Source organism: Arthrobacter sp. PAMC25284 (genome assembly GCF_019443425.1).
GTDB lineage: Bacteria > Actinomycetota > Actinomycetes > Actinomycetales > Micrococcaceae > Arthrobacter > Arthrobacter oryzae_A.
Map to the genome: position 1 here is coordinate 2,907,113 of NZ_CP080382.1, position 12,358 is coordinate 2,919,470.

The 12,358-nt window shown below is 68.2% G+C and carries 9 protein-coding genes and 1 pseudogene; 5 read left to right on the top strand and 5 right to left on the bottom strand.

Features of this window, described 5'->3' with window-relative positions; genetic code table 11:
- Positions 1-315: 315 nt before the first annotated feature.
- Positions 316-672 (top strand): DUF309 domain-containing protein, encoded by a 357-nt coding sequence (locus KY499_RS13405; RefSeq protein ID WP_258190776.1) that lies wholly within the window; start codon positions 316-318, stop codon positions 670-672.
- A 39-nt stretch (positions 673-711) separates the two neighbouring features.
- Here KY499_RS13405 and KY499_RS13410 read toward each other — a convergent pair whose 3' ends face one another.
- The 3 genes and pseudogenes from KY499_RS13410 to KY499_RS13420 all read right to left on the bottom strand — a co-directional run bounded on the left by KY499_RS13410 (position 712) and on the right by KY499_RS13420 (position 6,160).
- A complete protein-coding gene (locus KY499_RS13410) occupies positions 712-3,741 on the bottom strand; it encodes an ATP-binding cassette domain-containing protein (protein WP_308813046.1) in 3,030 nt (1,009 codons plus the stop codon).
- A complete protein-coding gene (locus tag KY499_RS13415) occupies positions 3,738-4,313 on the bottom strand; it encodes a hypothetical protein (RefSeq protein ID WP_219885576.1) in 576 nt (191 codons plus the stop codon). Before KY499_RS13415 ends, KY499_RS13410 begins: the two co-directional genes overlap by 4 nt.
- A gap of 94 nt (positions 4,314-4,407) precedes the next feature.
- Positions 4,408-6,160: pseudogene (locus KY499_RS13420) on the bottom strand (long-chain-fatty-acid--CoA ligase).
- Between the two features lie 595 nt (positions 6,161-6,755).
- Between KY499_RS13420 and KY499_RS13425 the strand changes: the two are divergent.
- On the top strand, positions 6,756-7,988 hold the full coding sequence (locus KY499_RS13425; RefSeq protein ID WP_258190777.1) for a sensor histidine kinase: 1,233 nt from the start codon (positions 6,756-6,758) through the stop codon (positions 7,986-7,988).
- Entirely contained in the window at positions 7,969-8,664 is a 696-nt protein-coding gene (locus KY499_RS13430; protein WP_219885578.1) for a response regulator transcription factor, read from the top strand. The genes KY499_RS13425 and KY499_RS13430 overlap by 20 nt, the downstream gene beginning before the upstream one ends.
- A gap of 18 nt (positions 8,665-8,682) precedes the next feature.
- Here the strand turns inward: KY499_RS13430 and KY499_RS13435 are convergent, their stop codons facing one another.
- Both KY499_RS13435 and KY499_RS13440 read right to left on the bottom strand, forming a co-directional pair.
- Positions 8,683-9,402 carry an SCO1664 family protein gene (locus tag KY499_RS13435; protein ID WP_258190778.1) on the bottom strand — a complete coding sequence of 240 codons (720 nt, stop codon included), beginning with the start codon at positions 9,400-9,402 and terminating at the stop codon, positions 8,683-8,685.
- The gene (locus KY499_RS13440) at positions 9,399-10,076 is read right to left on the bottom strand and encodes a histidine phosphatase family protein (RefSeq protein ID WP_219885579.1); all 678 of its coding nucleotides are present in this window, start codon (positions 10,074-10,076) and stop codon (positions 9,399-9,401) included. The genes KY499_RS13435 and KY499_RS13440 overlap by 4 nt, the downstream gene beginning before the upstream one ends.
- A 206-nt stretch (positions 10,077-10,282) precedes the next feature.
- Here KY499_RS13440 and KY499_RS13445 point away from each other — a divergent pair, with 206 nt between their 5' ends.
- Both KY499_RS13445 and KY499_RS13450 read left to right on the top strand, forming a co-directional pair.
- The gene (locus KY499_RS13445; protein ID WP_219885580.1) at positions 10,283-10,849 is read left to right on the top strand and encodes a dihydrofolate reductase family protein; all 567 of its coding nucleotides are present in this window, start codon (positions 10,283-10,285) and stop codon (positions 10,847-10,849) included.
- Positions 10,850-10,949: 100 nt separating this feature from the next.
- Entirely contained in the window at positions 10,950-12,338 is a 1,389-nt protein-coding gene (locus KY499_RS13450) for a sigma 54-interacting transcriptional regulator (RefSeq protein WP_219885581.1), read from the top strand.
- The last annotated feature ends 20 nt before the right edge of the window (positions 12,339-12,358 follow it).

Here is a 12,358-nt window from a genome sequence, read left to right on the forward strand (position 1 = left end):
CTGTACTGACGGGGGAGCCCGGAACCACTCTCAAAATCTGTGACTTCGGCGGTGAATGGCGGGGTTCTCACAGCGCTATTTGGCGCATGGCGCAGCCCGCAAGGGGATCCTTAAACGCAAACCAAGAATTCAAAGCATGCGGCCCAGGGCGAAGTGCACGGCTCGGTTCGAAGGGCCGAGCTATAGCATTAGGCGGATGAAGGTTGCTAAGGTCCACAGACACTCAGAGCGGAAACTGCAATGACCGGTGACCGGGATCGGGATGCTTCAAGGCGCCCGCGGCAGGCCCGGCCACGTGACGCTCTTGGACGGCCGTTGCCGTACGGAAGCGCCGGCGTGGAGCCGGTCTCCGAGGAGCCGCTGCCGCCGGCGGAGACGTTAGTCTCGGCCCGGAGCCTGGTTGAAGCGGGCCGGCCCTTTGCCGCACATGAGGTACTTGAGGCCCGATGGAAAGCTGGGCCGGCCCAAGAACGCAACCTTTGGCAAGGTCTCGCCCAGATCTGCGTCGGGCTCACCCACGCCGCCCGGGGGAACAGCGTTGGCGCGCTCCGGATCTTCGAGCGCGGTGCGGCCCGACTCGAGGAGTACGGTTCAGGCGAGGGGCCGACCTACGGGCTCGATTTGTCCGCCCTTGTGAGTTGCGCGCGTGGCCGGATGGGCACCGGCCGCTGAGCTCGCGGCCAGCACTCTCGCGGCAGGCGGCGGGGGGCACTATCTCCGGGAGACTGCTGAGTTTGCTTGACCATTAACTTCATAGAAAACCACCCAGACATCGAGGTTCGCGAGTAGCGCCTTGAGGTCCCGCCGATAGGTCATGGGCCGCGTGCAGCCTGGGTATCCCAGTAGTGTCCTCAGACCCCGAGGTGAAGCCGGTCCCCGGCCGGGGCGGGTTGGGCCTGCCCGCCCTGCCCGCCGGGTCCAGAAACCGTGCTGGAGACCGGCTTCACCCGCCGGAGCGCGGCGAGGATGGCCCGCCCCACCACGGCGATTCCGATGATTGTGGTGACGGCACGCAGGGTGTCCCATCCCGCCGTCGACGTCAATAGGGTGTACAGCAGGAAGCTGCTGAGGTTGGTGCCCAGCGGCGCGCCCGGCACGTAAGAGATGCCGGTGCCGGCGCCCACCGCGAACGGCCAGAACCACAGGTTGGTCAGCAGCCCGAACAGGTAGGACGCCAGAATGCCGTAGCCGGCCAGCATCCACAGTTCGGCCCGTCCCCGGACCCGGCGGGGGAGCAGGCCCTGCCCCGGCGCCCACCCACGCGCAGGCGAAGATCTGGAACGGCGTCCAGGGCCCGATGCCACCCCACAGGACGCTGGAGACGGCGATGGTGGTGGCGCCGAGAAGCATCCCGAACCGGGCGCCGAAGGCCCTGCCGGCCAGAATCAGCAGGATAAAGACCGCTTCCACGCCCCCGACGCCGGTGCCCGCCACGCGCACTGCGGAACCGACGGCGGCCAGGACCCCGAGCAGCGCCACCGTATGCGCCGAGCGGACCGAGCCGTCCATGGACACGGCGATCGCGACGGCGGCAAGCGGTGCGATGGCCAGCGCCGCGTACGGTAGGGCCGCGGCAGCGTCCTGCGGGAGGGCGGCGGCCAGCAAAGGCCAGCAAAACGCGGCGAGGGCCAGCAGATTGGCTGCCGCGAGGACAGCGAGCTCGACGCCGCGCGGCATCCGGAGGCGGCGCTGCTTAGTCGCGCCCTGTGAGTTTGTTTCGATGGCCCGTGGTTTTGGTCCGGCCACTGACTGCCGGAACGGCAGGGGAGACGGAAGCAGAGGTGCCGGTTCTTCGACCGGCGCGACAGCGGGCGCTACGCCGTCACGCATCGGCAGGATCCGGGCGCCGAGGCTGTGGGCAAAGTCGAGGCCGTGGGTGGCAAACAGGACCGCGGCGCCGTCGTCCGCTGCCGCTCGCAACGCCGCCGAGACTGCCGTGCGCGCCGCAGGATCGAGGCCGCGGGTGGGCTCATCGATCAGGAGGACCTGGGGGTTGTCCATGGTCTGCAGCGCGATGGCCAGGATCCTGCGCTCGCCGGCGGAGAGGTCCCGGGGATGCTCGCGTCCTAGGGGCATCGTGGCGTCGCCTCGCAGGCGGGCCAGGTGGGAAGCCGCAAAGCCGGGCGCGGGGTGTTTGCCATTCTTTCGGTGTGCAAGGCGCCGCTCGGCCGCGCGGAGTTCCCCTTCGACGGTATCCCGCGTGAAGAGGTCGTCGGAGGCGTCCGGCACGAGGGCGACCCTTCCGCGGTCGACCGTCTGCAAGCTGCCGCTGCCCTCGCCTCGGGTTCCTTCGCCGAGGGCGAGCGCCACCAGGAGGGAGGACTTCCCGGCCCCGTTCGGACCCACCAGGGCCACTACTTCGCCGTGGTGCAGGGTCAGGGATGCGTTCTGCACCAGAGGCGTTCCTTCGCGGTGCACCGCAAGCCCGGACACCGTCAACACGGGCGTGCGCTCGAGCGCAGGTGCCGGCGTCGAACACGCAGAAGCGCGGGCGGCGGTGTTGGACGAAAGCGCGGAAGCAGCAGGACCGGGTGCGGCCCCCGGGACCAGGGCGCCGTCGTCGATGGTCCACCAGGAGTCGGCAACCGGGACGAGCGCTGCAGCCCGGTGTTCCGCCACGATGACGCAGACACCTGCCTCGCGGGCGAGGGCGTTGAGGACGGCGATGACGCGTCCGCGTGCTGCGGTGTCCAGGTCGGCGAGGGGCTCGTCCACCAGGAGCAGCGCCGGTTGGTCCACCACGGACGCGGCGATGGCCACCAGGGTTGCCTCACCGGCCGAGAGGGAGCTGACATTCCGGTCCAGCAACGCCGAGACGCCGACCCGCTCCGCGACCTCTGTCACTCGGGCCTTGGCGGTCCCGGACGCCACCCCGCGCAGCTCGAGGGCGAGGGCGATCTCGTCCCGGACCCGGGTGCTGGCGAACGCCGCGCGAGGATTCTGCAGGACGACGCCGATCAGCCGGGCGGTATCGCGCGGCGGCGTCGCGGCGCGGTCAGCCCCCGCCACGGTCACGGTGCCGGAGAGGTGGCCGCCGTCGACGTGGGAGAGCAGCCCGGCGATGCCGCGCAGGATGGTGGACTTGCCGGAGCCCGTGGGCCCGGTGATGACCGTGATTGATCCGCTGGACGGCGTGAATTCTTGGACGCGTAGCGTTGTGTCCCCGATCCGGAACTGCGCGTCCCGGAGGAGGACCGGCGCTGCGTCAACGCCGCGGGGTTGGTGTGCTGCCCGGCTTCCGAAGCCGCGAAGCTCCAACGCGGCGGCAACCCGTCCGGCGTGTTCGAGGGTGCGTTCCAGCACGGGAACGAGGGCGCGGGGACCGAAGCGTTCGCCCCGCAATCGGAACGCCAGGCGGACGGAGGCCACGGCGTCGGCAAGTGCCGGGAGCGCCGCCCAGGCCACCACGAGCGTCCGGGCGATGCCCTGCAGGGGGCCGCCGCGGGCCAGTCGGATGAATCCGCGGGAGACGTCCACCCAGGCATTCAGCACGCCGAAAGCGAGAATCATCCCGGCAATCGGCAGGGCGGACTGGATCGCAGCCCACAGGCCCGGCGCCGTGACCGGGCCGAGGAAGACCACATGGGCGAACGGGGGCGGCAGCGGCACCGGCTGCAGGTTGAGTAGGACGGGTCCGCCGGTGCCCGCCCCGTTGAACAGGATGCGGTAGATGACCCGCGCCGCGATAAACACGACGGCGAGAGCCGCCGCTGCGCGTAACGGCGCGGGCCGGAAGGTCATGGGGCCGGGGTGGCCGGTGCGCCGTCGACCGTGAAGAGCAGTTCCAGGCTCTCGCCCGGGCCCACCTGCAAGGTGGACAGGCCCTCCTGGGCGTAGGCCCAGTCACCGGAGGCCGGCTTCACCCAGAGGGACCAGTAAGCGAATGCGGCAGGCATCTTGCCGCATTCTTCCCGGTACGTGCCGCCCTGGTGGGTAATGTCCAGGTCCGCGGCGGGCACACCGTTCACACGGCACACCAGCTCGGTGGGATAGTCCACGGTGCCTTCGGTCTTCACATTGGCGGTTTCCAGCACCTTGGCCGCGGACGTCGTCGACTCCACGGGCACGCAAACGGACGCGTCAGCGGCAGCCTGCTTCAGGGCGCCCGAATCGATGATGACCTGCACCCCGGTGCACGGCTCGGATGCGGTGGTTGAGGAGGCGGTTCCGGAGGAGGCTGCGGCGCTGGACGCCGGGGCGGAGGTAGCGGCGGGCTGGGTGGCCGCCGGAGCGGAACAGGCGGCGAGGGCAAACAGGAGGCCTGCGGCGGCGAGGGAGCTCGCGGCGGCGGTGCGGATCGTAGTCAAAGTCACCTGTCCAGAGTAGGGCGTGGCCTCTCCGGACACGGAGGCCGTCACGTTGTGTGACGCCAGATCTCCCACGAAGCCCGACGTCGTATTGGGCGCCCTACCGGCCGGCCGCCAGGGCGTCCCGAATCTCGCGGCGCAGAACCTTCCCGATGAGGGATCGGGGCAGTTCCTCGAGCACAACGACGCGGCGCGGCACCTTGTAGGCGGCCAGCTGCCGCCGTGCGAAGGCCAGCAGCGCATCCGCATCAATGGTCTCCCCTGGAGCCGGGACGACGGCGGCGACGACGTCTTCGCCCCCGCCGGGCCGGGGCAGCCCGACCACCGAGACCTCCGCGAGCCCGGGGAAGCCGGCCAGGACGTCCTCCACCTCGGTGGGTGAGACGTTGAACCCTCCGGTGATGATGAGCTCCTTGATCCGGTCCCGGATCGTGACGAAGTGGTCCGCGTCGACGGAGACGATGTCGCCGGTGCGGAACCAGCCGCCTTCGAGGAGCACGTCCTCGGTTTCCTCCGGCCGGTTCCAGTAGCCGCCGAACACCTGGGGGCCGCGGAGGAGCAGTTCGCCTTCTTCGCCAGGGGCGCGGTCGATGGCGACATCTTTCGGGTCCACCACGCGGACGTCGGTGAGGGGGAACGGCACGCCCACGGTGCCCGTTTTACGGCTGGCACCGAACGGATTCCCCAGCGCGATGGGGGACGTTTCCGTCAGTCCGTAGCCTTCGATCAGGTACCCGCCGGTTGCCGCTTCCCAGGTCTCGACGGTCGATGCCGGAAGATTCATGGCCCCGGAAATGGCGAACCGGATGCTGCCGAGCCCCACACCACGTTCCGCCGCCGCACCGGCGATCCGGTCGTAAATCGGCGGGACTGCGGGGAGGAAGGTCGCCGGCGACTTCCGGTAAGCCTTCAGCACCAGGTCGACGTCGAACTTCGGGAACAGGACCAGCTTCGCCCCGATGCTCAAGGCAAAGGTCATGCAGAGGGTCAGCCCGTAGGCGTGAAACATGGGCAGGACCGCGTAGACGGTCTCGGCGCCATCCCGGAGGCCGGGAACCCAGGGCCCGGCTCTGGGCCGCGTTGGCCCGCAGGTTCGCATGCGTCAGCATCGCCCCCTTGGGCAGACCCGTTGTGCCGCTCGTGTATTGGAGGGCAGCGAGGTCCTGGGACGCGGGGCGGGGGTGCCTCTTGGGCAACGTTCCGGCACGCAGGAGCTCCGGCCAGCGCCGGACCGTGATGTGCCCCGGCCGCCCGGACCGGGTGTCGTGCAGGGTGTCGCGCTTCCCGGCGGCCAGGGCCGCGCGGGCTTTCCGTGCGGCGGGGAGGGGGAGCCGGAGTGCCAGCTGCTGGAGCCGGGGCATCGCCGGGATCAGCTCCACCGAGACGATCGTCCGGAGTCCGACGTCGTCCGGCAGCTGGCTCACGCGCTGGACCGCCTTGTCCCAGACGATCGCCACGGAGGCGCCGTGGTCTTCGAACTGGTGGCGCAGCTCCCGGTCCGTGTACAGCGGATTGTGTTCCACAACAATGGCCCCGAGGCGCATCACTGCGTGGAACGCGACGACGTGCTGCGGGCAGTTCGGCAGGACCAGGGCCACCCGGTCTCCGGCCCGGACACCGAGTTCCTTGAGGCCGGCCGCGGCCCGGCTGATCTGCGCGCCCAGTTCGCGGTAGCTCGTCTGCGCTCCGAAGAACTCGAGTGCCGTCTTGGATCCGAAGCGCTTGACCGAGGCGTCCATCAGGTCCACCAGCGAGCCTCCGGGGAGCTTCAGGTCCGCGGGGACACCCGGCCCGTAATGCTGTGTCCACGGGCGGTCAGGGCTGACTGCGCGCCGATCGAGTTTCTTCTTCATCGTTTGTCCTTGCCACTGCAATGCCGGATGCGGTCCCTGAGGATAAGCCTTCCGGAAAATCCTACCTGCGGGTAAGTATTCATTGACGACACCTACCGGATGACCTGGCCGGCGCCCGATTACTTCATAGCCCTAAGCCTGAGCCTGCTTCTGGCCCTCGGAGCCGTCACCGCGACATTCAGTCTCGTCCGGGGCAATACCGCCATGACGGCTACTCGCTTCGAATAATTGCGCCCCGGTCGGAAAACCATCGGTTTCCACGTACGGGACGGTCAAAAGGAACCCTACAAGCGCCCGTCCAGTGTGAGGGGACGGGTGGCTTTTCTTGTTGGCAGGGCCGCGGGTCCAGGCGACGGCCAAAAAACTGGCTCAAAGAATGAATCGTTTGGCTTTCAGGTTGAGATTGCAGCGATATGGCGAGAAGGGTGTGATTGCCGTGGATATGGTGACTGGCATGGAACCAGTTCTGAATTTTGCGCGGCGTTGGGCCGCCCCCGTGGCGGCCGGCGTCTTTTTCACCCTGTGGTGTGTGGCCGAGGCCGGCAGAATGGGAGGGTCTTGGTTGTCATGGTCGGGGACGTGGTCGCTGGCTCTGATGACCTTGGCGATCGCCACTGCCACCTGGAAACCGCTGGTCTCCCTCGGGTTCACGGTTGCGCTCCTTGCCGGACAGCTGAGTCATGCTCTGCCGCCGATGGAATCCAATCACTGGGCCATCTACCTCGGTTCCTTTGTGGCCTTGGGCTTCATCTTGTGGACTGCCCCGCGGCGGATACGATTCATCGCCTCGGGCGCCAACGTGGTGTTCGTGGGCCTGATGACCGTCCTCATGCTGTCGTGGAGATACGGCAATGGCATCGGCTGGTTCCTGCCAATGAACTACGGTGACAGACCAATGTTCATGATGTACGGCTGGCAGTTATTCGCACTCCTCCTGCTAATCGCCGGCGCCTGTGCCGCCGTCGGACTTCTGCTGGCGCTTTTTCAGGAACGGGGCAGTCTGTTCCGGGCCAGGGAACTGGCGCAGAGCAGCCTCAAGGAAACCGAAATCGACCTGATTGTCGAGCAGGAACGGACACGCATCGCCCGGGATCTGCACGACGTCCTGGCCCATTCCCTCGCGGTCATCGCCGCCCAGGCGGACGGAACCCGGTACCTGAGCAAGGACCAGCCCAAGGCCGTCCTCAATGCTCTGGACACGATCGCCCGGTCAGCCCGCAGCGCCCTCGTGGATGCCCAACGCGTGATCGAGGGAGTCCGTGATGACGGCATGGTGACGCCCCAGCCTCAGCTGAAGGACATCCCTGCTCTCATCGAAGGTATGCAGCGCGGCAGTTTGAAGATCCACCCCAGCGAGTCCGGGACTCCCGTGGAGCTTTCCACCGGACAGGAGGTGGCGGTCTTCCGGATCGTTCAGGAGTGCCTGACCAACGCCCTTAAGCATGGCGGGCGCGGCACGGATGTGCGGCTCCACTTTGACTGGAGCGGGCCGGGCCTGACTCTGCACGTGGCCTCGGCCGTCGCCCCGGCCGGCAAAGAAGACGCTGCAATTCCGGCCACACCCCGGGTCGGGCGGGGACTGCCCGGCATGCGCGAACGCGCCCACCTGGCCGGCGGCTGGCTGACGGCCGGACCGGACGGCGAACACTTCCGGGTAACAGTCTTCATTCCCTACGGAACCCGGGAAGCGAGAGCCGCTGACGATACTGCCGGCATCGAAGCCGGAGGTCCTGCAGGGGATATTGCCGGCGCGGAAGTCCAGCCGGCACTGGCCGCAGCAGGTTTCGAGCTGGCAGGGGCCACACGGGATGCGGGCGACCGTGGCTGATGCCGGGGCGCGCATCACCGTGGCCTTGGTGGATGACCAGCCCTTGTTCCGGGCGGGCATTCGCATGCTGATAGAAAGCCAGGCGGACTTGGAACTTTCGGGGGAGGCCGGCGACGGGAAAGACGCGGTGACCCTGGCCATCGAACGGCGCCCGGACGTCATGCTGATGGACCTGCGGATGCCGGTCATGGATGGTGTCGAAGCCACCCGGCGGATCGTGCAGCAGGCCGCGGCGGCCGGAACCGACAAGCCAAAGATCATCGCGTTGACCACGTTCAACAGGGATCAGGCCGTGGTCCAGGCCGTGCAGGCCGGGGCGAGCGGGTATCTGCTCAAGAGTGCGGAACCGGAATTCCTGCTGGCGGCGATCCGGACCGTCCACTCCGGCTACTCCGTCATCGCCCCAGGGTCCATCCATTCTCTCTTCGAGCATGCTGCCCGCAACGTTCCCGCTACCGGTCCGGACTTGTCCGTACTTAACGTCCTGTCCGTGCGGGAGCGTGACGTCTTTCTGCTCGCGGCTAAAGGCCTCAGCAATGGCGAAATGGCGCAGAGCCTGTTCGTCTCCGAAGCCACCATCAAAACTCACCTGCGCAGCGTCTTGGACAAGCTGGAACTCCGCACCCGGCTCCAGCTGGTCGCATTCGCCCACGAACGCCGACTCTTGGGCACCTGAACAGGCAACAGCCGGCGCCTATACGAGCGGCCACGGGTACCGCATGCCGGTGAGGTCAACCGGAAGCGTCCCGCCTTGCAGCATGCGCCGCACCCGCCGCCGCAGGGCGGCGACTTCGTCGTCGTCGAGCATCTCGGCCAGCTCGGAAGGCAGTGCGTCGGCGAGCGGTGCGATGTCTGCCAGCAGGGCTTCGGGGATGGGCTCGCCGGCGAAGTCCCAGATCACCGTGCGCAGCTTGAACACCGCGGAAAAGCACAGCCCGTGGTCGATGCCCCAGATGCGGCCGTCGTCGCCGCGCAGCACATGCCCGCTCTTGCGGTCGGTGTTGTTGGCGATGTAGTCGAATAAGGCCATCCGGGCCATGTCCGGGTGCGTGGAAGGGTCCTCAGACGTCAGGGTGAAGTAGTGCTCGCGGAAGTCGCAGTCTACAAACCACTGCAGCGATCCGACCCCCAGCGGGGCGTCCTCGCGGATTACCGTGGGCGGCACCATGCCCCACCCCAGAGCCTGGCTGAGTAGGTACGCGGCACGTTCGCGCCGGTGCAGCCCGGGCTCAAAGTCGGACAGCGGCCGTTCCCCGGCCACCGGCTTGTACACCGCCTGCGCAGTGTCCGCCCCGTGGTTGAGCTGAACCAGGAACGTCTCGTTGCTGCTCCGCAGGATACGCCCCACCAGTTCCACACTGCCATCGGTGAGCAGCGCCAGCTCCCGCCCACATCCGGCAGGTTCCAGCGTCACTGCGGCCTCAGCCGGCTGAGCGGTTCCGAATGGGAATTGACCATCAGCACCGAGGCCGCCTGGCCGTCGACAAACTGCACCGCGGACACCGAGCCAGGGCTGATCGTGATGCGCTGGAACAGGTCCAGGGGTGTGCCCAGCGCGTGGGCCACCGCCGCCTTGATGGGGTCGGCGTGGGAGAAGCAGACGACGACGCCGCCCGGGTGGGCCGCGCACAGCGCCGACAGCGACCCAACGATCCGGTCATGCATCTCGGTGAAGCTCTCACCGTTGGGGAACTGGAAGGTCGACGGGCTGTGCTGCACGGTCTGCCACTCGGGCAGGACGTTCAGGTCCGCGATCGCCGACCCGGTCCAGTCGCCGAAGTCGCACTCCAGCAGCCCGGGCTCCCGGTGCACCTCCAGCCCGGTGCCGGCCGCCGTCGGCTCCGCCGTCTCGCGGGCACGCTCCAGCGGCGAGGAATAGAGCGCGCTGACCGGAAGTCCCGCCAGCCGTTCCGCCACCCGTGCGGCCTGGGCCCGGCCGCGCTCGGACAGGTGCAGTCCCGGGGCGCGGCCCGGCAGCACCATGCCGGTGGTGGGCGTCTCGCCGTGGCGCACCAGCAGCAGGAGCGTGCCCTGCTGTGTCAGAGAGGGCCCTGGTGCCGATGGTTCCGGCTGGGTTGCTGCAGTCATCAGGACCTAAGCGTAGCGGGAGGGGCCCCGCCCGAGCTTGCGCGGGAAGGGGGAGCCGCAGAGCGGTATCGCCCGCCGCCTACCCCGTACCGGCTTTCCCTGGCCTGCCACCCGGCTGGGGCCCTGTTCCGCCGGGTGCCGGGGTGCTTCACTGTTGAGGTACGACGGCGGCCACGCCGCCTTTCGCCGCCAATGGAGGGGCTCGAATGCGCAAGATCATCCTGATGATGTCGGTGTCGTTGGACGGATTCTTCGAGGGGCCCGGCCGGGACATCAGCTGGCATCTGGTGGACGACGAGCTCCACCGCCACTTCAACGAGCAGTGCCGGGCGATGGGCGCCTTTATGGACGGGCGCGTCACCCATGAGCTGATGGCCGATTTCTGGCCCACGGCCGACCAGGACCCGGACAACCCGGCACCCATGGTCGAGTTCGCCGGGATCTGGCGCGACATGCCCAAGTTCGTGTTTTCCCGGACCCTCACGGAGGTGGGCTGGAACGCCACGGTGCTTGACGACGTCGTGCCCGAACACATTGCGGAACTGAAGGCGCAGCCCGGCGGTGACATCGGCCTCGGCGGCGCCAACCTGGCCGCAAGCTTCATGCGGTACGGCCTGATCGACGAATACCGGATCTACGTCCATCCCGTGGTCCTGGGGCAGGGCCGGCCGCTGTTCGAGGCTCCTGATGTCCGGATGAACCTCAGGCTCCAGGGGACACAGACGTTCGGCAACGGCGTGGTGCTGCTCCGCTACTCGAGCGAGGTTGCCTAAGAGGCCCTTGGGGAGCGGGTCGCGGGGACAACTGACCATCCTGCTGCACGAATCTGGAAAACCGCCCCCTTCCGGCCCGGAACAGGTCTACCTTGGAGGAGTGACTGAACGCCCTGAGATCTTTACTGTTGGTGAACTGCGCGCCTCCGGCCACGTCCACAAGGACCTGCGCCGGGAAATCCGGGACAACCTCCTCGACGCCCTGTCGGAGGGCCGTGATCCGTGGCCCGGCATCTTCGGCTTCGGCCGGACCGTGCTGCCGCAGCTCGAGCGGGCCCTGATCGCCGGGCATGACATCGTCCTCCTCGGCGAACGCGGGCAGGGCAAGACCCGGCTCCTGCGCACCCTGGCCGGGCTGCTGGACGAGTGGTCGCCGGTAATCGAGGACTCGGAACTCAACGAACACCCGTACGAGCCCCTCACCGCGCACTCCCGCGCCCTGGCGCTCACCGAGGGGGACCGGCTGCGCGTGGCCTGGCGCCACCGCTCGGAACGCTATGTGGAAAAACTCGCGACGCCGGACACCTCCGTCGCGGACCTGATCGGCGACGTCGACCCCATGCGGGTGGCCGAGGGCCGCCGCCTGGGCGACCCGGAAACCATCCACTACGGCCTGATCCCGCGCTCCAACCGCGGGATCGTGGCCATCAACGAACTCCCGGACCTCGCCGAGCGCATCCAGGTCTCCATGCTCAACGTCATGGAAGAACGCGACATCCAGATCCGCGGCTACGTGCTCCGGCTCCCGCTGGACGTCCTGGTGGTGGCCTCCGCCAACCCGGAGGACTACACCAACCGCGGCCGGATCATCACGCCCCTGAAGGACCGCTTCGGCGCCGAAATCCGCACGCACTACCCGATCGAGCTCGACGACGAAGTGTCCGTCATCGCCCAGGAGGGGCACCTGGTGGCCAGCGTCCCGCCCGTTATCCTGGAAATCCTGGCCCGCTACACCCGGGCGCTGCGCCAGTCCCCGGCCATCAACCAGAGCTCCGGCGTGTCCGCTCGGTTCGCCATCGCGGGCGCCGAAACCGTCGCCGCGGCAGCGCTGCGCCGGGCCAGTGTGCGCGGCGAGGACGACGCCGTGGCCCGGATTGTGGACCTGGACGCCGCGGTGGAAGTCCTCACCGGAAAGATCGAGTTCGAATCCGGCGAGGAAGGCCGCGAACAGGACATCCTGGATCACCTCCTGCGCACCGCCACCATGGAGGCCGTGCGGGCGCACTTCCAGGGCCTGGACCTGGGCCCGCTGGTGACCGCGCTGGACGGGCATTCCACGGTGACCACCGGGGAGCTGGTCACCGCGAAGGAGTTCCTGGCGAACCTGCCGTCCCTCAACGGGTCCGGCCTCTACGAGGAAATCGGCGAACGCCTGGGGGCGGAGAACGACGGCGAGCGCGCCGCCGCCGTCGAACTGGCACTCGAAGGGCTATACCTCAGCCGGCGGATCTCCAAGGAGTCCGACGACGAGGCCACCATCTACGGTTAGACAGTTCCAACAGCAGAGGA